Source organism: Bacillus sp. T33-2, assembly GCF_002860205.1.
Lineage (GTDB): Bacteria > Bacillota > Bacilli > Bacillales > Cytobacillaceae > T33-2.
This window is the reverse complement of sequence record NZ_PGVB01000027.1, coordinates 17,730-39,236: the sequence shown is the minus strand read 5'-3', so window position 1 is coordinate 39,236 and position 21,507 is coordinate 17,730. Positions and strand designations below refer to the sequence as shown.

The 21,507-nt window shown below is 42.8% G+C and carries 25 protein-coding genes and 1 pseudogene; 9 read left to right on the top strand and 17 right to left on the bottom strand.

Features of this window, described 5'->3' with window-relative positions:
- Window positions 1–66 precede the first annotated feature (66 nt).
- From CVD19_RS25575 to CVD19_RS17770, 6 genes are all read right to left on the bottom strand, one after another.
- Complete coding sequence (locus CVD19_RS25575; protein ID WP_257985185.1) at window positions 67–195, bottom strand: hypothetical protein; 129 nt, start codon at window positions 193–195, stop codon at window positions 67–69.
- A gap of 110 nt (window positions 196–305) precedes the next feature.
- On the bottom strand, window positions 306–1,781 hold the full coding sequence (locus tag CVD19_RS17785) for a glycoside hydrolase family 32 protein (RefSeq protein WP_101584091.1): 1,476 nt from the start codon (window positions 1,779–1,781) through the stop codon (window positions 306–308).
- A gap of 92 nt (window positions 1,782–1,873) precedes the next feature.
- Complete coding sequence (locus tag CVD19_RS17780) at window positions 1,874–2,416, bottom strand: GNAT family N-acetyltransferase (RefSeq protein ID WP_101583993.1); 543 nt, start codon at window positions 2,414–2,416, stop codon at window positions 1,874–1,876.
- A 115-nt stretch (window positions 2,417–2,531) separates the two neighbouring features.
- Complete coding sequence (locus CVD19_RS24925; protein ID WP_180953691.1) at window positions 2,532–2,675, bottom strand: hypothetical protein; 144 nt, start codon at window positions 2,673–2,675, stop codon at window positions 2,532–2,534.
- A 14-nt stretch (window positions 2,676–2,689) separates the two neighbouring features.
- Complete coding sequence (locus CVD19_RS17775) at window positions 2,690–3,910, bottom strand: helix-turn-helix domain-containing protein (protein WP_101583991.1); 1,221 nt, start codon at window positions 3,908–3,910, stop codon at window positions 2,690–2,692.
- A 229-nt stretch (window positions 3,911–4,139) separates the two neighbouring features.
- The gene (locus CVD19_RS17770; RefSeq protein WP_101583989.1) at window positions 4,140–5,402 is read right to left on the bottom strand and encodes a S8 family peptidase; all 1,263 of its coding nucleotides are present in this window, start codon (window positions 5,400–5,402) and stop codon (window positions 4,140–4,142) included.
- 501 nt (window positions 5,403–5,903) lie between these two features.
- On the opposite strand from CVD19_RS17770, the gene CVD19_RS17765 reads away from it, so the two are divergent.
- Window positions 5,904–6,233: a cyclic-phosphate processing receiver domain-containing protein gene (locus CVD19_RS17765; protein ID WP_101583987.1), complete on the top strand. Its 330-nt coding sequence runs from the start codon at window positions 5,904–5,906 to the stop codon at window positions 6,231–6,233.
- 182 nt (window positions 6,234–6,415) lie between these two features.
- Window positions 6,416–7,201: a GNAT family N-acetyltransferase gene (locus tag CVD19_RS17760; RefSeq protein WP_101583984.1), complete on the top strand. Its 786-nt coding sequence runs from the start codon at window positions 6,416–6,418 to the stop codon at window positions 7,199–7,201.
- Between the two features lie 217 nt (window positions 7,202–7,418).
- Here CVD19_RS17760 and CVD19_RS17755 read toward each other — a convergent pair whose 3' ends face one another.
- The gene (locus tag CVD19_RS17755; RefSeq protein WP_101583982.1) at window positions 7,419–8,030 is read right to left on the bottom strand and encodes a DNA-3-methyladenine glycosylase I; all 612 of its coding nucleotides are present in this window, start codon (window positions 8,028–8,030) and stop codon (window positions 7,419–7,421) included.
- Between the two features lie 232 nt (window positions 8,031–8,262).
- On the opposite strand from CVD19_RS17755, the gene CVD19_RS17750 reads away from it, so the two are divergent.
- Complete coding sequence (locus tag CVD19_RS17750; protein ID WP_101583979.1) at window positions 8,263–8,688, top strand: CBS domain-containing protein; 426 nt, start codon at window positions 8,263–8,265, stop codon at window positions 8,686–8,688.
- Window positions 8,689–8,813: 125 nt separating this feature from the next.
- Here the strand turns inward: CVD19_RS17750 and CVD19_RS24260 are convergent.
- The 3 genes and pseudogenes from CVD19_RS24260 to CVD19_RS17735 form a co-directional block, all read right to left on the bottom strand.
- Window positions 8,814–8,978: pseudogene (locus tag CVD19_RS24260) on the bottom strand (metal-dependent hydrolase); the annotation flags it as partial.
- Window positions 8,979–9,489: 511 nt separating this feature from the next.
- The gene (locus tag CVD19_RS17740) at window positions 9,490–10,752 is read right to left on the bottom strand and encodes an MFS transporter (RefSeq protein ID WP_101583975.1); all 1,263 of its coding nucleotides are present in this window, start codon (window positions 10,750–10,752) and stop codon (window positions 9,490–9,492) included.
- Between the two features lie 164 nt (window positions 10,753–10,916).
- The gene (locus CVD19_RS17735; protein ID WP_101583973.1) at window positions 10,917–11,546 is read right to left on the bottom strand and encodes a hypothetical protein; all 630 of its coding nucleotides are present in this window, start codon (window positions 11,544–11,546) and stop codon (window positions 10,917–10,919) included.
- Between the two features lie 157 nt (window positions 11,547–11,703).
- Between CVD19_RS17735 and CVD19_RS17730 the strand changes: the two genes are divergently transcribed.
- Complete coding sequence (locus tag CVD19_RS17730; protein ID WP_101583970.1) at window positions 11,704–11,901, top strand: hypothetical protein; 198 nt, start codon at window positions 11,704–11,706, stop codon at window positions 11,899–11,901.
- Window positions 11,902–11,942: 41 nt separating this feature from the next.
- Here CVD19_RS17730 and CVD19_RS24920 read toward each other — a convergent pair whose 3' ends face one another.
- Window positions 11,943–12,092, bottom strand: coding sequence for a hypothetical protein (locus tag CVD19_RS24920; RefSeq protein ID WP_180953690.1), 150 nt, complete (start codon window positions 12,090–12,092; stop codon window positions 11,943–11,945).
- A 204-nt stretch (window positions 12,093–12,296) separates the two neighbouring features.
- Here CVD19_RS24920 and CVD19_RS24255 point away from each other — a divergent pair, with 204 nt between their 5' ends.
- Window positions 12,297–12,428, top strand: coding sequence for a BA3454 family stress response protein (locus CVD19_RS24255; protein ID WP_142383547.1), 132 nt, complete (start codon window positions 12,297–12,299; stop codon window positions 12,426–12,428).
- Between the two features lie 73 nt (window positions 12,429–12,501).
- Here CVD19_RS24255 and CVD19_RS17725 read toward each other — a convergent pair whose 3' ends face one another.
- The 6 genes from CVD19_RS17725 to CVD19_RS17700 form a co-directional block, all read right to left on the bottom strand.
- The gene (locus CVD19_RS17725) at window positions 12,502–12,909 is read right to left on the bottom strand and encodes an anti-sigma regulatory factor (protein WP_101583968.1); all 408 of its coding nucleotides are present in this window, start codon (window positions 12,907–12,909) and stop codon (window positions 12,502–12,504) included.
- 316 nt (window positions 12,910–13,225) lie between these two features.
- Window positions 13,226–14,041 carry a C40 family peptidase gene (locus CVD19_RS17720; protein ID WP_101583966.1) on the bottom strand — a complete coding sequence of 272 codons (816 nt, stop codon included), beginning with the start codon at window positions 14,039–14,041 and terminating at the stop codon, window positions 13,226–13,228.
- 446 nt (window positions 14,042–14,487) lie between these two features.
- Entirely contained in the window at window positions 14,488–14,976 is a 489-nt protein-coding gene (locus tag CVD19_RS17715; protein WP_101583964.1) for a hypothetical protein, read from the bottom strand.
- A gap of 490 nt (window positions 14,977–15,466) precedes the next feature.
- Complete coding sequence (locus CVD19_RS17710) at window positions 15,467–15,964, bottom strand: GNAT family N-acetyltransferase (RefSeq protein WP_101583962.1); 498 nt, start codon at window positions 15,962–15,964, stop codon at window positions 15,467–15,469.
- A gap of 27 nt (window positions 15,965–15,991) precedes the next feature.
- Entirely contained in the window at window positions 15,992–16,447 is a 456-nt protein-coding gene (locus tag CVD19_RS17705) for a hypothetical protein (protein WP_101583960.1), read from the bottom strand.
- A gap of 103 nt (window positions 16,448–16,550) precedes the next feature.
- Complete coding sequence (locus CVD19_RS17700) at window positions 16,551–17,516, bottom strand: phosphotransferase enzyme family protein (protein WP_180953689.1); 966 nt, start codon at window positions 17,514–17,516, stop codon at window positions 16,551–16,553.
- A gap of 174 nt (window positions 17,517–17,690) precedes the next feature.
- On the opposite strand from CVD19_RS17700, the gene CVD19_RS17695 reads away from it, so the two are divergent.
- The 4 genes from CVD19_RS17695 to CVD19_RS17680 all read left to right on the top strand — a co-directional run bounded on the left by CVD19_RS17695 (window position 17,691) and on the right by CVD19_RS17680 (window position 21,486).
- A complete protein-coding gene (locus CVD19_RS17695) occupies window positions 17,691–18,842 on the top strand; it encodes a TIGR04053 family radical SAM/SPASM domain-containing protein (RefSeq protein WP_101583954.1) in 1,152 nt (383 codons plus the stop codon).
- 179 nt (window positions 18,843–19,021) lie between these two features.
- Complete coding sequence (locus tag CVD19_RS17690) at window positions 19,022–19,516, top strand: PH domain-containing protein (RefSeq protein WP_101583951.1); 495 nt, start codon at window positions 19,022–19,024, stop codon at window positions 19,514–19,516.
- The gene (locus CVD19_RS17685; RefSeq protein WP_101583948.1) at window positions 19,513–20,994 is read left to right on the top strand and encodes a PH domain-containing protein; all 1,482 of its coding nucleotides are present in this window, start codon (window positions 19,513–19,515) and stop codon (window positions 20,992–20,994) included. Before CVD19_RS17690 ends, CVD19_RS17685 begins: the two co-directional genes overlap by 4 nt.
- A 204-nt stretch (window positions 20,995–21,198) precedes the next feature.
- Window positions 21,199–21,486, top strand: coding sequence for a HesB/YadR/YfhF family protein (locus CVD19_RS17680; protein ID WP_101583946.1), 288 nt, complete (start codon window positions 21,199–21,201; stop codon window positions 21,484–21,486).
- Window positions 21,487–21,507: the final 21 nt, after the last annotated feature.

The following is a 21,507-nucleotide window of genomic DNA, read 5'->3' as shown; positions in this document are numbered from 1 at the left end:
TTTCACGGAAACGACAATAAAAAACCTCCCATCTTTAAATGGAAGGCCTCTTAAATGCGGTATCGCTTACCAGTCACGGGTATTTTCAAGCAAATGGTCAATTTCAATAAAACCAATGGAATAACATTGCTCATTTTCGGCAATCTCAACCGTATCTTCCAATAGTTGGTCAATATCTGCCACATACGTTTCCATGCCGAACCTCCTCAATGCATTTTCCGGATCTAGAAGAATAATTACTAAAAAACCCTTTCACCAGAATCTTCGGTGCGAGGATGGAATATGTGGGGGTTGCACATGAATTTTCATTCAATTCCTCTTGTTAAGTTAAATTGGTCTACTTGCCAGTGTACCATTTTATCTGAAAACAATTGCACGCCAATTGATTCGGCCTCGGGAAAAACTCTTGATGTGAATACTGTCTCTCCGTCATCAATAAATATTTCCACAATGCTTTTATCGATAAAAATGGTTAGTTCAACCTGGTCTGATGGAATCCAGCCAGCAGTCCTAATGCCCCTTTTCTCTGATTTTATCGGATTATTGAATTTCCTGCGGTCAATTGATACAGCCTTTAACATCCTGTCAAACTCAATCCGGAAGCCTTCCTGATTAGAATGGAACAGTTCCAGCCCAAATAGGGCCGCGTCATCAGGAGACATTCTGACTGACATCTCAACAGCATTTCCTCCTATATCTTCCAATACTCTGGTGCCCTGGGTGCTTCCTTCGAAACGTATTCTGCCGGACCTCAAGCTTTTTAATTCATTTGCAGGCTTCTGTTTCAGTATATTTCCGTCAAGGTGAAGCTCTCTGGGCAGTGTCAGCATATGGGCCCACATGTTTTTATCAGACGGGAATTCAGTTTCACCTACGCCGGCCCATGCAAACATGAGCCGCCTGCCATCTTTACCCTCAAACGTTTGCGGTGCATAAAAATCGAAGCCTTTATCTATTTCCTGGTAATGTTCAACAATGAATTCCAGTTTTTCAAGGTCCATTTTACCAACTGCATAAATGACATTAAAGATATTCTGAAAGTTGTTTCCTGTTTCATTTCCAATTCCCTGCGGTGAAAACACGAGCACATCTCTGCCATCAAGCTGAAAATAGTCCGGGCATTCCCACATATATCCGAATTCGCCAAGATTGGTCTTTAATTCACCTTTTAAGCTCCAGTCAACGGCGTCGCCAGACTCGTAAATAATCAGTGTACCTGTTTCATTTTCCCGCTGGGCGCCAAGTACCATGTAATAGCTGTCCCCTTGTTTCCAAACCTTCGGGTCGCGGACATGCCCTGTGTAGCCCTCAGGGGTGCCCTCAATGACCGGATTTTTTTCATGCTTTTGAATTTCCCCGCCATTGTCCAAAACGGCAAGGCACTGGTTTGCATCACGCATATGGCTTTCGTCACCAAACTTGATATTCCCGGTGTAGTAAAGGTACAGCTGATCATCCTTGGCCAGCGCCCCTCCAGAGTATGCCCCGTGTGATTCGTAGTTTTCCGTCGGAATAATGGCAACAGGCATCCTTTCCCAATGACTGAGATCCTTCGACTTGACATGGCCCCAGTGCTTCATGCCATGGATCGGGCCATATGGATACCACTGGTAGAAGACGTGATATTCCCCATTAAAAAAAGCCAGGCCGTTCGGATCATTCATCAAGCCGAATTCGGGGTGGATATGGTAGAAAGGTTTCCATGGACAAGAAGCAGCTTTATCTTTTAACGCATCCAGTTCGCCTTCTTTTGCCTGTAAAATGGTCCTGTATTTATCCATGTTCATCAATTTCACCTCTATTATAGAATGGACCAACGCCAATGCCTTCTACCTGAGGTGATACCCTTAGGAAAGTACATAGCAAACGCATATCATAATTTCCTTAGCAATTCGTCTCTAAGCCTGGTTATATTATCCCATGCATAAGCTTGTTCAGTCACTTTCGCCCCCCCTATCTCGAATTCGCCTTCTTTATAAAGCTTGCCCCCCAAAGTTTGGTAGAAGCCCCTGGAATTGTTGTCCCGGAACACCCAAACCAGCATGTTGTCAATGTCCCTTGAGTTTAAAAAATCAAGAAGGGGAAGGAGTAATTTTTGTCCCAATCCCTGTTTTTGATATTCCTTTAATATATAGATGGCGTATAATTCTCCTTTATATACAGGGTCGCCGTCCCTTTCGGCACCGCCTGATATAAAGCCTGCGATTTGATTTTTCTCATCTTCTGCCACAGCCAGAATGGAATCTGTACTGGCGGCGCCGAAATGATCTGTCCATTGCTTTTCACGTGATTCGTATGTAAGTTCTTCATCCAATAACACATCCGGGACGATCCCCCGATAAGTGCTTCGCCAACTGTCCACATGCACTTTGGCGATTCCTTTCACATCCTCAATCGTGGCAGATCGAATCTTCACTGAATTGCCCCCTCAAAACAATAGTAGTTATCAATATTATCCACTTCATAAAAAAAGCGTGCAACTGATATCAGTGGCACGCAATTCTTAAGGTTCACAGTATTCAGGTGACAAATCAGATAGGCGGCTGGATCGGTGGGTGTTCCGGTGCTGAAACGTGAACAGCCTTGTCGAACGAAACTCCCCCGGCAAAAGCAGCACCCAAAGCAAAAACTGCCAAAAACCCTGCAGAACATAAACCAATCAATAACTTTTTCAAATCCATTTCCTCCTTCAATTGATTTTTTCAATATATTTTACTGCTTCCTCATGCATTCCCCGTTCAATGAAATGATTCGAAAGCAATTTGTAAAACCCTGTTAATTCGTCCAGATTCCCGTCTCCATCTTCCAGGAAAGGAATTACTCTAGCAACCAGGTAATCCAGTGCTTTATCCGGTGAATTGATCGCCATGAGATAATATTTGGCAAGCATTTGATATTTTTTATTCTCCAGATTCTTCGCCAGCAGGGATACCTGTTCAAATCTGGCCAGGGCCTGCCTGGTTTCGCCTTTGATATAGTGAATTTCCGCGATCGAAAATAAAGAAATCAAATAATGGAGTGATTTATGCTGCTCCAGAGATAAGCTTTTTTCAAAATAGTAGGCTGCCTGTTGATAATCTTCCAGTTTTTTTTGAAGAAAGCCCATATTATGATAGATTTGCGGGAGCAATGTGGAATCGCTCAAAAGTTCCGCATTTCTGATCAGGTGCTTAAAGCAGCTTAACGCTTCTTCATATATTTTTGAATGGGTATAATTGATCCCCAGCAGCATCAGGACGTGAAGGATCCTGTTAAAATTATGCTCGTGGGTGAAAGCCTGCAAGGCAAGCCTGCCGAAGTGGATCGCATACCCGGACTGCTCCATCGAACTTTTCGCAAGGGCACGGTGATAAAGGATTTCACCGGTTGCAATCTCGTTGTTTGCTTCGGAAAAAATTTCGTCAAACATACGATCCGCTCTTTTATAGCACCCTGTTGATAATAAAAATACAGCATTCAGGTACTTATATAAATAGCCCTCATGTTGGGAAAAATTATTTTTTTGTTTATTCAGAAGGTCCTTTTGCATCTCTGCCTGCGACAATTCACCCTTAAACAACAGGTATCTAAATTTTGTTAACTCATATGTATATAGGTTGGGGGAAAAAGGTATGATGTCCTCGGCCTTTTTCAGCCTGTTCATACAAACATCAGCCTCATCCTTTAAGTAAAAATTCATATTCTCATTCAATTCGATCAGCAGGCTCTGGATTTGTTCTTCCTTTTCGGATATTTCTGCTATATCAACATGAAGCCTGTCAAGCAAAAGACGTATCGTATCACGGTTGCCTTCTTTCGGGTTGCCCTCAATCTTGCTTAAATGAGGCACTGAACATATACCTTTGGACAATTCCTTTTGGGTCATTTTCTTTTGTGTCCGATAGTATTTGATTAATAGGCCAAAGTGCATAAGCTCACCTGTCGACTGCTTTTTTTAATAATCTATCACCTATGAACGTTGCTGAAAAAGCCAAAAAGACCTATTTTTAAATGTTTTTCCGTAAATTCTGAAATTATTTTATGCTGTACAATCCTTCCAACCGGGTAAAACATATTTTAAAAAAGACCACCTGGCTTGTTGATGACCAGGTGGTTGAACTTGTGGGGGGAAAATCCTCTAATTATTGAATCATATAAAACTATTTCACTCTCGGGAAGCCGAAACCGGACGCGTAATCATCGCCTGTTGCAGCCCCGGTTCCTCCCTTTACATCATATAGCTTGGCGCGGCGTTGCAGTTCCGTACGAAGCTGGGTATGGCTCCAGGTTTTATTGGCCGCCCAGATCTTTGCGGCAAGCCCGGATATATGAGGGGTGGCCATTGATGTGCCGCTCATAGTCGTATATCCGCCATTATTGGCTGTGGAATAGATCGATCCGCCCGGAGCAGACACTTCGATATCCCGCTCATGAATGACATAGTCAGCGTCAGTGGCTGGATTGCCGCGGGAAGAGAAGTCGGAAACTTTATAGGTTCCGTTCACTTGGGTATTGTCCAGTGAGGCCACGGCTACTGCGTTTACGAGTGCTCCAGGATAGCCGATGGTGTTGCTGCTGGGTCCGCTGTTTCCTGCCGCCGCAACTACAAGTGCACCTTTGCTGTAGGCATAATCTACAGCGCTGGCAATCAGCGAGTCTTTTGCACTTGAGCCGAGTGACATTGAAATGACTACCTTGGATCCCGTCCTTGCCGCTTCATCAGCAGCATGCCGGATTCCTGCTGCGATATCGTCGGAATAGCCTGAACCTCTGTCATTCAGGACTTTGTAAGCCCATAGTTCGGATTGAGGGGCGACACCATAAATACCCAGGCCATCATGCCCGCCATTGGCAAGCACTGTCCCGGAGACATGAGTCCCGTGGCCGTGGCGGTCAGCGCAGCTTCCATTGACAAGAGGCGAGCTTGCCTGGGTAAAGTCCTTGCACTGCTCTACATTGCCTGTTAAATCAATATGGCTGGTGTATGCCCCTGTATCAAGTACCGCAACTTTAATGCCGTCTCCTCCAGAAGTCGCTTGTATGTTGTTATCATTATAGATCGCCTGGATGCCCCATGGCGTCTGGTCATTAGGCACTGCACTGGCGACCGCGCCAGCCTTTCCTGCCGCATCAGTTCTGGTTTGCAACTGGACTTCCTGCACTCTTTCAATCTTCAAGTTCTTGTTTTTTAATAGCGCCTGATGCTGCTTGCTGTTCACAGTAATTGTTAGGCCATCATTGCCAAAATCCCAGCGTGCACCGTGGATTTTTTTGACTTTAACTTTTTCGGAACTTGGACCTTGAATAAATACTCGATAAGTATCGGCTGGCTGTGCCTCCTGTCCAAAAACCCCGGTAGCAAAAACTGAAAATCCCATTGCAAAGCTAAGTACGGCAGATCCGAGCATTTTTCTTTTTTTCATCCCATAGCTCCTCTCACGTTTTTTGGCAGCTATATCGCTACATTTAAAGTATATTGCTAATTTTCAGACAAAAGCAATCACTATAGACGCTTGAAAAGTTGGGAAAATTTTTTATATGCATAATTGCTTTCGTTCAATCTGAAGGTAAATTAATCCATTTCACCATCGTATTTTCTAGCAGTTTACTAGAATTTTCCTAAAATCCGTGTATCCGGCCAGGCAGCTTCTATTAAAAATTGGGAAACTTTTTGCTGCGGATTTTTTTAGGCTATTAAACATCTAATAAAAAGATCAATACTGAGTCTGAACATCTGGCCAATGCAACAGGTGTTAAAAAATCACCAAAAAATTACTTTTGACCTATTTTGACGTAATAAACTATTGATATGACAGTCTTTGCGTATTGCTACTTTTGTCCCGTCAAAAATAATGCCCCACATTTTGTGTTAGAATGGGGTTAAGATCCAAAAAAAAGGAAAATATTTCGAAGGTGGGATAACAATGAAAATTAGTGTTTTTCTTGATGACCACCGAAGTTGCCCTCAAGGACATCTTCTGGCGAGGGATATTGATGAATGTATCGATCTGCTGATGAATTTTGAGATCGAACATCTCTCATTGGACCATGACCTGGTCAGCAAAACCAGAAATGGGCTGCTGCTGGTACAATTAATGGTGGAACAACAGTTGTTTGCGGAACGAATTACGATCCATTCTGCAAATTCGGTAGGCGGAAAAGCCATGTTCATTTATCTTAAAGAGGCACAAAAAAACCGCATGATGCCTCAGTCCATTAAAGTAATTCGACGCCCCCTCCCCTTGATCTTCTGAATGCCGGTCTCTTCTTCACAGATCCTTTGCTTTGTGAAACCCCATTGGCTCCATAATTGAAAATTCACCAGTAGATTCTATTTACCGAAAAATTCCGCTCCTGTGGGCAACAAAATCTTATTGAAATCTTCCAAATTATCCATTACTATATTCTAACAGTTATAGGATGGGGGAATATTTCGATGATTCGAAAACTGCATAAAGAAGACAATGAAAAGGTGATGGCATTTCTTGCAGATGAACCGTCTATCAATCTATTCCTTATAGGGGATATTGAAGCTTTTGGCTATGATGCGGAGTTTCAGCAGCTATGGGCTGGGTTCAATGACAAAGGCGAAATGACCGCAGTGCTGTTGAAATTTTACGATGCATTCATTCCTTACGCGAAAGGTGAATTTGATGTTAATGGTTTTGCTGATATTATCCTTTCATACGGAGATGCACCTGCTTTATCAGGAAAGGCAGAAATAGTAGACAAGTTTGAAGGGCTGGAAGGGTTGAACCTGGGTAAAAAGCAGGTTACTTACTTTGCGGAGTGCCGGAAAGCAGTAAATATTGGCGCTGGCGCTTTTAATGTCAAAAAAGCAGAAATAGACGATATAGACCGGATTGTCGATATTCGCCAAACGATAGTGGAATTTCCAACAAGCTCTGATGCCCGCGATATGATTTTAAAAGCAATGGAATCAAACACCGGCCGCACTTATTACATAGAAGAAGACGGAAAAATGTCCGCGTCAGCTTCCACCACGGCAGAAAACTCGATGTCAGCCATGATTGTCGGCGTATGTACACGGCCGGAACACCGGAAGAAAGGCCTTGCTTCGGCAGTCATGCAAAAGCTTGTCCAGGATGTTTTGGATGAAGGCAAAGTCCTTTGCCTGTTTTATGACAATCCAAAAGCAGGCCGTATTTATAAAAGGCTCGGCTTTAAAGACATCGGCATGTGGACAATGTGCAACAGATGAAGAAAACTCTCCGATGGCGACCCCCTAAGGGCGATGAAAGAGGCGTAGTAGCACTTATCGCGCCAATAACGCCACTTCCTCTGGCAATGTCCCGACTAGGACTTCCTGTCCGTCGTACTTAGTTGCTAAAATTGGCCACTGCGGCGAGTTTTCTTCCTGCTGCCAATTTATGCTTTCCTACGTATAAAACAAAAATCTGACAGAAAGAAGCTTTTTGTCAGATTTTTTTATTTTCCTGGACAGGATTGAAGTTGAGGGCTGCTTGTCGTTTTGGCTTGTTCTCATAGCAACAACACGTTACAAGGTGGTCATTTACCATTCCCGTGGCCTGCATGAACGCATAGCAAATGGTCGAACCGACAAATTTAAAGCCGCGCTTTTTCAAATCCCTGCTCATCCTGTTGCTTATGTCTGTCGAAGCAGGTACCTCGCTTAAACACTGAAAGTGGTTTTTGACCGGTGTACCATCGACGAATGACCAAATATACGTACTGAAGCTTCCAAACTCCTCTGCCACCTTAAAATAGGCCTTTGCATTTGTAATGACAGCATGGATTTTAAGCCTGTTCCTCACAATCCCTTTATTTTGCATGAGTTCATCAATCTTCTCTTGATCGTATGTAACTATTTTTTCCGGATCAAAACCATCAAATGCCACGCGGTAATTCTCCCTCTTTTTGAGGATTGTATACCAGCTAAGACCGGCCTGTGCCCCCTCAAGATTGAGATACTCGAACAGCAGCATGTCATCATGCACCGGCCTGCCCCATTCCTCATCATGATATTTAATATATAGTTCATCCTGGTTAACCCATCCGCATCGTTCCACTTTAATGTCCCCTTTGACACCTTAAATTTCGACCGTTCTGCAACTAAAATGGTTTTTCAAGAATATTTGCTTTGTTCCTTGTTCATCAGGTTACCCTTTCTAACAGACATCATAACAGAGCCGGCCAAAAAAGCGCTATATTCATGTTTCATAGAATAATCTAACAGTTTTATAATCATTTGGCCCGGGTAAATTTAAAACGAACCGATTTTACCAAAGGAGGCGAACTTGTGTGAAAATAGAAGAGGTAATGACCACAGACGTTGAATATTGCACACCGGAGACTCCACTGACTGATGTTGCTTTAAAAATGAAAGAGCTTGATGTGGGAGTAATCCCAATATGCGAGGATGACAAGCTTGTCGGGTTGGCGACTGACAGGGATCTTGTCATTAAAGGCCTTGCCAGCCAGCTGCCAATCGACACCCCTGTCTCAGAAGTGATGACCAGTGACCCAGTTAGAGGGACAAAGTCCATGACTGCCGAGGAAGCTGCCGAATTAATGGCTGATGTGCAAATCCGCCGTCTTCCGATTGTCGAAGAAGGTAAACTCATCGGCATCGTATCACTCGGGGATCTCGCTGTCACCGACCGCCTTGATGATGAAGCAGGAGAAGCTCTTGAAGAAATCTCCCACCCTGCCGAGCCAGAAAAATAATGTAACAGACCCGCAGGCAATGTCCTTCGGGTCTATTATTTTTTATGTGGAAACACAAGTGCGCTGGCGGTCTATTTTAATAAACTTCCGCCAGCAGAGGTACTCTCCTTCTTAGCAGCCTCCTGTCACAGCCGCCCCATCCTCACGCGCAAAGAAGTAATATGTGCGATATGATGGCGGTTGTGCCATGTATAATCCCCAATACTTTTACCTACTTTTTGCTCCCCTGCTTCCGGGTGGATGAATGTCTTTTCAAGGTCTGCCGGGTTCAGGCTTCGCAAAACAGTGACCCATTTACTATGTAATTATTCTAATAGTGACTATGATTGGACAAAATGGAGCTGCTGGTCGGAGAAATGCCCATCATAATACGAATGATGGACAAAATCAGCCTCTGAATTGGATAAACTGTCCATCGTAATGCGAATAATAGACAAAATCAGCCTCTGTAATTGGATAAACTGTCCATCATAATGCGAATGATGGACAGAATCAGCCCTTGAATTGGATAAACTGTCCATCATAATGCGAATGATGGACAGAATCAGCCTCTGAATTGGATAAACTGTCCATCATAATGCGAATGATGGACAAAATCAGCCTCTGAATTGGATAAACTGTCCATCATAATGCGAATGATGGACAAAATCAGCCTCTGAATTGAATAAACTGTCCATCATAATGCGAATGATGGACAAAATCAGCCTCTGAATTGGATAAACTGTCCATCATAAAGGTTCTGGCGGACAAAAACCAGCCTGCTGGCCCTGAGTAAATGAGTTTTCTTATAATATTCCCAGATTAATCAAACCGCCGGATGCTTGGCACAGATAATGCGACTGCAACGATAGCCAAAGCGGCAACCGCCAAATAAGTGATCGTCGTGATGCCTCCTATTACATCCGCAAGCCAGCCGGTCAAAAGGTAGCCCAAAGGCAAAAGTGCAAAGGAACCGAGCATATCAAGGCTGGCTACTCTCCCAAATGCCTCTTCAGGTACAAGTTCCTGCAGGCTCGTTTCCCACACTAGAGCGAACATCATGATGCCAAATCCCTCGATGGCCAACAATCCAACCAAGCCGGGAGCCCATGTCACAAAAGGCATTGCAAGCAGCGCAAGGCCGCTGAGCAACACTCCTCCATAGGCAATCAGGCCCCTGCGCTTCCATTTCTGCCGGGAACCAAAAATAAAGGCAGCAAGGACCGCTCCCCCGCCAGAAAATGCCATTGCGAGTCCATAAATAAACGGATCAAAATCATAATGAACATTGAACAGCCATGGGATCAAGACTACGATGATACCAGCGTAACAAATATTTATAAAAGAAAAAGCCAAAATTGTGACCCACAGCCAGGGCTGGCTCTTGAGGACTGCCACACCTTCCGCAAAGTCTTTCATCATATTAAATTTGTAAGCTTCCGATTTTGTCTCCGTTTTTGATGTCAAATCTCTTATGAATAACAGGCAAATGAAAGACAACAAGTAGGTTATGGCGTCCAACCCAAAACCGATGCCTGCGGATGCAGCAGACACGATCAGCCCTCCCAGTGCAGGGCCAATCAAACGCACACCTTGATGGCTCATCTGAGTGAGCGCGTTAGCCGCATTGCGGATCTCCGGCACAAAGACCTGCGCCCGCACTGCGGCATAGGCAGGCTGGAACAAACCGTCCATCAGGCCGTATATTGCCACCAAACCATATAAAATATGTATTGTTAAAGCATCTGACAGCACGAGTACCATCGCTGCCACCATTAAAATAAACCGGACTATATCGGTGAACAGCATCACATTTACCCTGTTAAGTCGGTCGACGATCAACCCTGAAAACGGCAGGACAAGCACGTTCGGCAGCATATACATCGTCATAGTGGTTCCCATGACCACTGTTGAACCTGTCAGAGAATAGACGACGACAGGAAGGATTACCATCGTTATGGAACTTCCAAGGATAGAGAAAAGCTGGCCGACCCATAGGAACCTGAAATGTTTTGATTTTTGTACAGGTAAAAACAAGTTAGCAAGATACGTTGTTTGTTTTCTCGCCTCAATTTCACCTTGCATACTGGACCCCCTCTCGATAAAAGATTTTGCACTATTGGTTTAATCATACATAATATATGCTTCTGTTTACAAGAATAGTTGTCAGGGGAGCGACCGACTCCCGGAAAGTAAAATAAACAAGAATTGAGGCACCAATCGAGTGGCTCAAGATGTTAAAATTCAATTTATTCAATTATCTCTTCAATTAACGCCCTAAGACTATTGTTCCGTTCTTTCATCTGCAAAAGCATTTCATCCAGCACCTTCACAGCATCTTGTTTGCGGCCGGCTTTGTCTGCAAGCTGCAAATCCCTGTATATAAAAGGATTTCCCATTCTCCGTTTGTGGGCAGTTCCCCGTAATGCCCGCATCTTAATCCGCATTTCTTTCAGGCTGATATCTCCTTTAACATAAGAGTTTTGAATTTTTTGCTTTTCTTCCCTCTTGGCTTCTATCCAGGCCTTACGTTCGGCGTCCATTTCAGGACTGGCCCACCTCTTGTGCAGGTTTTCCCGGTCCAAAAATGCATTTTTCCATTGGTCAAGCTTTTTGGGATTATACTTCTGGACGTATTCTAGTACCTCCTCCTTCCCTGGAGCATCGCAAAGGTGTTTATGCATGCCCTGCGCTCCCATATGGCGGTGCCGTTCGTTTCCGTCCAAACAAGGATCATCGATAGCATTCCTATTCTCTGGGCGGATTGGCGCCCTGTTTATCCCCTCTTCATCCACTTTTACAGGAATTCCATTAGCTGCAGCTGGCAACGGCATTGCGAAAGCAAGTAAAATTACAAACACTTTCAAATACCTCTTCACAAATCTCACTCCTTCTTCATTTGTCGCTTTTTAACATGCCTAAAATTGGAAGAAATATGAGTGGTTCTGTTAAAAAATATGAAAAATAGGTTAATTTTTAAATAAGAACCCTCATTAACGACATAGCTGGAACAGAGAAGATGGGAGGTATGGCACAATGCCGATCAAAAGGCCGGAATTCATAAAAAGCCCCTATTTTATGGATGAGCCGGGAAACTGGCACTTAAAGACGGGGGCGCCGGAAGACCTGAAAAAAGAATTTGAGCGCTACATGGAGTCTATAGAGGTTATTCCAGTTGAACCGGGAAATGTATCAGGGATCCACATCTCATATCCCTATGATCAAACTGATTAATATTGAAAGGGATAAGCCACTAAGCTTATCCCTGTCATCGTTTATTTTCTCAAATTTTCTTTGTCCTTCAGCCTGTTTTGTTGATCCGGCAAACGCCCCTTGTTACTGTCATTATTTTTCGGATTCGTATCATCTAAGACTTTCCGTTCATATTCCATCAAATCAACTTTCTTTTCTTTATTAAAAGACATATGGAACCCTCCTAGAAGATTTTCCTTTCCCTTTTCCCTGAAACAGCAGAAGAAAAACAACCTGAATTAGATGTTTAACAATCTGGCTCACATGGTATATATACATCACCCCGCTGACTAAAAACAAGCGGAAAGGCCCTGGCCCTGGAACAATACTTTAGTTCACAACCATGAAAATCACAAATAGTAGAAAGGAAAAGAATTATGCTTCAAGTAACAGTTTTGGTAAATTTTGAAGGAAAGAGCTACCAAACAAATGTCATTACAAACCGGGACGCGACAAAGGAAGAAATACTATCGCTCGCCCACGAACAGGTTAAGAAGCAATGGACTTAAAAAAAAGCTGGGGGAAAAATCGCAGATCGATTTTTCCAAACCAGCTTTTTTCTGTATATTAGGTGTTATACACCTACGAAGATTTTGCCCATTTCGTAATCTTCACCGTTGTTCCCTTCCCCGGTTCTGATTCAATAATGAATTCATCCATCAATCTTTTCACACCAGGCAATCCGGCACCAAGGCCCCCTGATGTAGTGTATCCATCCTGAAGAACCATTCGGATATCATGTATGCCAGGACCATTGTCAACCGCAATGATCTGGATACCCTTTTTCCCTTCTGATTTCAGCACATTTATGATAATTTCCCCACTTCTTGCGTAAAGATAAATATTTCTGGCCAGTTCCGATATTGCAGTAGTAATTCTGGACTGGTCCACCGTTCCAAATTGAAGCGCTTTGGACATTTCCCTGCCTTTTTGGCGGGCTAGCACTATATCAAATTCATTATTTATAACTATCCGGATTGGTTGGCTCATTTATCTAACCCTCTAACAATTGGCTTAATATCGAAAGTCCGTGGTCAAGTTTTTACAGCAGCATGAACGTTATCGAGGGTAATTTCAATGTGATGTCGAATCACTGCGCTAATCTATTATTTTTAACTGTAAATTTCTAGCTTTTCTTATTTTATCATATACGAACGTTCGGTTGTATGGTTATTAATTGGTTTATTTTTCGAGGTCTTTCGCACTTGTTAATTCCGGCCGTTCATGATCAAACTAAAAAACCTCCAAAAAGGAGGTTTACAAAACTAATATGGTGGTATAGTAGCAATGTTGTGTCTGGATTCTGTTAAAATTTCGTTTTTGCTCCCAAGTAGCGGGCCTTCCAATATGAAGTTGTCATATCACTGATTGTGACACCGTATGAAGAACTGGCGTGAATAAATTTATTGCTTCCCAAATAGATGCCGGCATGGGATGGCCCTGCCTTATAAGTTTCAAAAAACACGATATCACCCGCTCTTGGTGACGGGACCGGGGTAGTGGCATTCCAAATGGTTGCAACCGTCCTCGGAATCGATATGCCTACTTTATTAAATACGTATTGCAGGTATCCGCTGCAGTCGAAGCCGGATCGTGAACTTCCACCCCAGGCATAAGGAACACCCATATATTTTTTCGCTTCATTGATCAAAGCGCTGGCACTAGTAGAAGCTGAAGCCACTGCTGTGTTGACAGGGGCAGCAACAGGAGCAACTGCTGGAGCTTGACCTGTTACGCGGAGCGTTTGGCCAATGCGGATCAAATCAGATGATAAACCATTTGAAGACTTTAGCTGACCTACGGAAACACCAAATTGTCTTGATATGCCCCATAAAGTATCTCCTGACTTTACTGTATAAGTGGTGGTTGTTGTTGCCGTTGCAGCCTGGGCTGGTGTAGTTCCTGCCGGGGCATCGACTGTCAGTTTTTGATTTACATAAATAGTAGGCCCAGAAAGATGATTCCAAGCTTTTAAATCATTAACTGTCACATTGTACGTTCTTGACAATCCCCAAAGCGTATCTCCGGATTTCACTGTATGTACAGCAGCACTGGCCGCACCATTAAAAGAAGTAAATAAAAAACCTGCCGTAGCAGCTACCGTCAAAATCTGTTTTTTCATGATTGCAACTCCCTTAATTTCGTTTTACAAAATTATAGTAGAGTTTCCTTTGATAGATTGGTAGATAGAAAAAATGGTTGCAGTGGCAAACTATTCCACAGGGAAATTTAACCCAACCAAGGCAAAATGAGGTGGAAACCTTGTACTATAAAGGGTTTTCAGCCTCTTTTTTATAACACCAGCCTTTTCTTGTAACATTCCTGCAATACAATCTTAATGACCTTGTAATCAAAGGATTTTGATCATTTAATTCTGGCTTAAAATAAGCAGTATTTCTCAATATGTAAATAAACAAGACCCCTTATATGAGTTCTTTGATTCATTTATTGCTTGTTTATCGTGTAGACTGCCCTTTTTAACCATGACTATTAACTTACTCCCTCCTAATTTTGCATATAAAATTTTATAAATCAAAAAGAAGCCCTGTAAAGCGGGCTTCGTGTAGCTTATTTATGGGTGTTTTCCTCGATCAGCTTGTTTTTGAATTCAGCCAGCTCTTCCGCCGATTCTGAATCTGCTCCGTGGGCTAATTCAGCAAGCGTGAAGTGGTTTTCATCATAGTGAACAGGCTGTTGTGCCGAATTATCTTTTAAACCGTTTTCCTTTGCCTTGCCATGGTTTCCATTTCCAACGGTTCGGTGATAATTGCCCGGGGTTTTCCGCGCCATATGATTCACTGCTGCAAATTCAGATGCAAACTCGGTAAAAGCTCCAGGCATGACGAATTTTTTCGTGTAACCTGCAAATTCGCCCTTCCCCGCTGCATTCCTTCGTTTGTTTCGTTTGAAAAGAAAAGCTGCTCCTACACTCATCCCCACTCCCATTAGGGCTGGGACCACCATTCCCCGCGCTCCGGACCTACTTGCCAATCCTTTCAGCAACCGCTGCGGTATTTTTGTTTTAAATACTAAACTGAGCATCTGCGTCGAATTCAAACAGAGCACTCCTTCATCAGGATTGGAGGCAACTATTCCCCCCACTCTTAGTATCGTGCCCATGGCCGTTATTATGCTGCCAATACTTTCAGCTACCAGTTAAAATACTTTGGATTCTGTCGGTTGTGTTCGTCCTATATGTCGAGCTTCTATAACGTTTTTTTCAGCCTTTCAATGCTTTCAGAAGTCCCGCGCAAGGAAAGTAATATAATATCTTCCTCAATCCGTTTCGTTATATCAGGTTCACCTTTTCCATTATCAGGCACAGAAATTTTTGCATTGTCGTCATAAACGTCTACATTCAAGCTGTCCGTTAGAAGTGATCTGGGAAAAGGGGCACTCCCCAAAATGTGCCGGAATTTTTCCAGGTTTGCTGAGGCACGATAAACGTAAAATCCCTAATTGTATTATCATACTTAACGGGAAATCTATTCATTCACAACACCAAATCAAAAAAGGAGCCATTTCCAGATGGAAATGACCCTTTATGCTATTTGTTCAAGGGATATTGCAGAATATATTGCATGCCGATCGGGCCTGTCCTCCTTTCACCGAGATCCTGAAAACCTGATTTTTCATAAAGCTGTTTGGCAGCAATGTTCTTCTCATTTACAGCTAATACAATTTCATCTATTTCCGGAAAGTGCATGGAAACAAAATCAGGCAGTTGCAGCAAGGCTTGTTTCGCGTAGCCCCGCCCCTGGTGTTTATGATTTATCGAGAACGCCCTTAATAGCATAGCCCGGGGATTTTGTGTAAAGGGTTTGATGTCTGTGCCCTTGTGAAGAATAAAAAAACCAACAGGAATGTCCGAAGACAGGATCACAATTGGGAAACGGTTGGGATCGGCTGAAGCGGTCTCCAACGATTTATCCGGCATGCCTGTAAATTTCTGTTGTTCTTCCGGAAGCTGAAAAGCTCTCAGCTCTGCATCAAATCGTGGATCATAAAATGAGATCATGACATCATTTCTAGATTTAGTTTTCATAAAATAGCTCCTATGTAGTTCTTTTTATTATTGGACGAGAATCCTGGCATTATACAATACATAGCCCTGTTCCCACTTGGCGCGGACTTCTAGGGCATAATCTCCGGGCTGCACGTCTAAATCCTTCAGTTGCAGAGGATTTTCCTTGATTCCTTTATAAGCTATTTGCCCTGTCTCCATCTGCCACAGGTAACAATTTATCGAGTCAGGATTTTCTTCAAACATTAATTTTAACCGGGAAGCGGTCACTCTGACTGGTTGTTGTGACCTGACAAGCCCTGTGGGATCGGCAAATGCATCCGCAGTGGCTGCCCTGCCCCACTCGTTCCAGGAAAAAGTTCCAATCTTCATGTCCACAACTTCAGTACCCGAGTCAAGGCGGACCTGTGGCGGTTTGGGAATATACACGCTGTAAAGCTTCCAGCCAACAAAAAGAAGCACTATTAAAACAGCTGTGGTTCCCAATGCGATGGAGTTCCTCACCAGATTCCCCTCTTTCCCGGCTACGCCAAATTCTACTAAATAGACGGCGGGAGGGAACAAATGGTTTCATAAAAAAGCAAATATTTACAAAATTGCGCCATCATTATAGTTTTGCAAAATCTACATTTGAATACGGAAGTTCTTTCTCAATACTTTCTTTTAAATTCGTAAGAGTGTAGGCCTGCCAGTCTTCCAGATGCTCCAAATCCCAATTTTGCAGGAACAGGGCGTAAAGAAACAATTCGCGCATTTTCAGGAAAACCGGGATTTGCTTAATGATGTCCTTGGTTAATTGCATTTCCTTGCTATAGCCTTCAAGAAAATGCTCTATAAATTCGGTACCGAATTCAACATGATCCGGCCGGACAGACATCCCCTGCCAGAATGCATGATAGAATGAAACGGCTATATCGTTGGCAAACCAGGAAAAAGCACAATCATCAAAGTCAAACGCAGTTATTTTTCCGTCATGAACAAAAAAATTCCCCTGATGAAAATCGTTATGTATGAAGCCATATGTGCTGTTATCCAATTTGAAATCCCATATGTTCGTTAACAGGCTTCTGTATTTCTGCTGAATCTCCCTACTTGGAATGTTTCGTTCTATATTAAGAATATCTGGATGATTCCTGTTCCATGCCTGTCTGTTTAAATTTTTTATGAATGTCTCACCGTTACGGGATATAGCATGCATTTTCCCAGTGTACCGACCCCATTCCCTGAAGAAATCTGGATTCCATTGTTCCGGGCTAGATACATTCACTGGAGCTCCGTCAGCCTTCATAAACGAAACCAAAAAACTCTCTTCTGTTTGCTCTATAAACCGGTCATTAAGCGATTTTACCGGCCGGCTGACAGACAGGCCATTGTTATGAAGGCATTCGATCCATTTCAGCTCTGAGTCAATCTCCTTCTTATTCCGGCGGGCTGCATCAGTTATTCTTAAAATGAAACGGTGATCCTCTGTCCCATATTCATAAACTGAATTTCTAAACCCGCCGGACAACGGCACCGCCTCATTCGGGTGAAAACCAAAAAGTTGAGCAGCTTTAATCAATGTTCTGTCCACCATGAAATCCCCCTCCACCCATCAGAATTTTCAACAATTATTGGATGTTATTGTAGAATTATTGTAACATTCCTTCCGTGAAAAATGGCCTGCGAACCTTATAATTAACCTATAAAATTGTTATTTAAGCTTTAGTTCGATCCACACAAAAATAAGTAAAGTTTGGTGATGAAAATGCATGGACATGGAAAGAATGGCAAGGGAATGTATCCTGGATTAATTGATTTCAATGTAAATCCCTATATTGTAATTTGGGAAGTAACAAGGGCATGCCAACTGAAATGTGTTCATTGCCGGGCCGATGCCCAGACAACGGCCGATCCCAGAGAGCTTAATCATGAAGAGGGGCTCAGCCTGATTGACGAAATCTATGAAATGAACAACCCGATGCTTGTTTTTACCGGCGGAGATTGCATGATGCGTGAAGACCTGTTTGAACTGGCCGACTACGCTGTGAAAAAAGGTATGCGCGTATCCATGACACCAAGTGCTACTGCAAATGTAACTAAGGAGAGAATGGCAAGGGCAAAAGAAGTGGGTTTGTCCCGCTGGGCATTCAGCCTTGACGGCCCGACGCCTGAAATCCATGACCATTTCCGCGGGACTCCTGGCTCGTTTGATCTAACCATTGAAAAGGTGAAATATTTAAACGAGCTCGGGATGCCACTTCAGCTTAACACAGTCATCTCCCGGTACAATTACGACCATCTTGAAGAAATGGCCGAGTTGATGAAGGAATTGAAAGTGGTGATGTGGTACATCTTCCTGCTCGTTCCAACAGGACGCGGGCAGATGGATGACTGCCTGACCCCTGCTCAGCATGAAAAAGTGTTCCGCTGGCTCTATGAGCTTAGCAAAACGTCTCCCTATGATATTAAAACAACGGCAGCCCAGCATTACCGACGCGTCGTGTTCCAGCAAAAAGCACGTGAGAAGGTTGTCGACAAAACCGAAATTCGTTATGAGGACACACTGACAAAAGATATGGCATCTGTCATCGACGGACTGAAACGGGCTCCTAAAGGGGTAAACGATGGAAACGGCTTTGTGTTTGTATCCCATACAGGTGACGTCATGCCGAGCGGACTGCTGCCTCTCGTCGGCGGAAACGTCCGTGAACAACCTTTGGCTGACATCTACCGGGAATCCCAAATATTTAAAGATCTGCGCAGCCCTGAGAAATATAAAGGGAAGTGCGGTGTGTGCGAATTCCGCTATGTATGCGGGGGCTCACGGTCCAGAACCTACGCAGTCACCGGTGATTATATGGGCAGTGAACCATTCTGCGTCTACATACCGGAAGCGATGAGAAAACAAACTGTTTAATATTAAAAAGCTGATTCGTTTTTAAAATGTACCCTTTAGAGTAGACACTTAGAAAAAGTCTTCCTGCAGGGTGCATTTTAATTATTGATCAGTTTTTTTCGTAGAACAACCTATTATTGAAAAGATTATTCTCGTAAATTAAACTAAAAATAGTATTTTAGTATATAGGTGGTGTTTTTTTGTATTTAGAAACAGAAGGACCTCAAAAACGTTTATCAAGGGACGCGGTTAAAGTATGGTTCATCAGTGGAACAATTGAGAATGTTATTGGGTTTATCGTACTTGGGATATTGTTTTATCTGGATTATCGTTTCTCATGGAAGGAGTGGATTGGCTGGATTTTAATCGGAATTGCAATCATCTCGGTTCTTGCCTTTGTATGGTCCATTTTCAGCCCGGTTCTGCTTTATAAAAGCTGGAGGTATGACGCGGATGAAGAGTTTCTGCAACTGAAATCGGGTGTATTAAATGAACAGCATCAGCTTGTCCCCATGACAAAAATTCAATCCGTCGCTATCAAACAGGGGCCACTACTTAGAAAATATGGACTATGCACAGTCCATATTCAAACCATGGGGTCCTCTCACAGCATTCCTGCCCTTCCTAAAGAAGAGGCAATCGAATTAAGAAACCAGATTGCCCAATTTGCAAAGATAAAGGAACAGGAATCATGAAAAACTCTAAAAGATACAGTCCACTTCTCATGCTTTTTGAATTATGGCAGCTCGTAAAGAATCTTTTTTTCTTTTATATTTTTTTGTTTGTCATTAAGGCTCAATCGGAGTTAGCATTCATTACATACGGCAGGATCCTGTTTCTCATCATTATCGGAATCGCGCTTATTTACATAGTTTTAAAGTGGTGGACTCATAAATATGAAATGGATGATAAGTCGTTTCATCTTTACAATGGAATTTTCAACAAATCGGAGCGGATCATTCCTTTTTCAAAAATCCAGAATATCAACCGTCATACATCTCTTTTTCACCGGATTTTCAACGTGACAGCCATCAACATTGAGACAGGAGTGACCGGTGAAGAAGCTGATGTTAAATTCGAAGTCCTTCCCAAAAAAGTTGCTGATGAGATGGAAAGGCTTCTTGCAAGCTCCACTGATAATATTGAGTCTGAGGAACAGAATGCACAAAAACAAGAGAATGCAACTAATCGAACAATTCATTTTAAACCTACCAATAAGGACACATTAAAAGCCAGTTTTACATCGTTAAGCTTTCTGTTCCTTATCCCATTACTGGTTTCTATCTATTCCAATGTCAATGATATCTTTGATATTGAAGAAAAGGCGGCAGGCTTTTTTGGCACGATCATTGGTTCAGGGTGGGTTCTGACAACCCTTCTTATTGTATTCACGATCGCTTCTGTGGTTTTCGGAATCGCCCGGACATTTATCAAGTATGGAAAATATGAAATCTCTTCAGATGAAAAACGCATTTATATCATCAAAGGTGTCATCGATGAATCTGCCTTCTCCATTGCCAAAGATAAAGTACAGGCTATTGAAATTAAGCAGTCCTTCTTGAAAAAGATGCTAGGGCTTGCCGAAGTAAAATTGACCAGTTCCGGCAGTGTCAGCATGGGGGAACAAACCCAGGAAATTAATTCGCTTTACCCTTTCCTGCCAATGAAACGGGCTTATGAGATGTTATCAGAAATACTGCCTGCATATGAGATTACAGAGAGGATGAGTCAGCTTCCAAAAAAATCTTTGGGGATTCGGTTGCTTCGCTCAAGCTGGGTCTGGATACTCGGTGCCGCTGTCCTATGTTATTTTAAACCTGCTGTTCTAGGATGGGAGCAGGCCTGGTGGATCCTGTCTGCTGCACTATTTTGCTTTACTCTTGTATTGGTTTTGCTGGATTTTTTCAATACACGCTATGTCTTGAATGAGAATTTCATTCAGATTAAAACAGGAAGTTTGACAACATCTTTATTTGTTTCAAAGCGGGATAAGGTAATTGAAGTAGCGGTAACGCAAAACATACTGCAAAAACTATTGGGGGTCGCTTCAATCAATACCATCAACCGGGCGGATCCGGTGCAGCACACTGTCGTTGATGATGTTCCTATGACACTCGCCAGCTCTTTTTTCAGCTGGTATAAGGCGCGACGGACCGAGATTAAAGTTGAATGAAAATGAACGAATTCCTTTTAATCAAGCTTTTGGAAAATGATTTTTTTCGTGGAGGTTCATACGCGGAATTCAATATATACATATAGTTATGCACCATCATTTTTTTGACACTTTCATGAACGTTGCAAGCGCTGTGACTTCAGCCACAGACAGATCCTTTCCTCCCAAAGTAGAATAAAACCATGAAAGGATGGTGCAAATATTATGATCACTATTAATGACAGTGCATACAAATGGTTTGAAACCGAGTTCCATGCCCAGAAGCCGTTTTTCATCCGCCTTTATCCTCAATATGCCGGATTTGGCGTACAGAATAAGGGTTACAGTCTCGCTTTTTCTTTGGAAAAACCGGAAATAGCAGCCCAGCAGCAGGAAATTGATGGAATCACCTTTTTTGTGGAATCTAATGATGAGTGGTTTTTTAATGATACCGACCTTGAAATACAGTATAGCTACTCAGACAAGGAAATAGTTGCAGCATATAAAGGATAATCATTGATTCATATGAAAAGC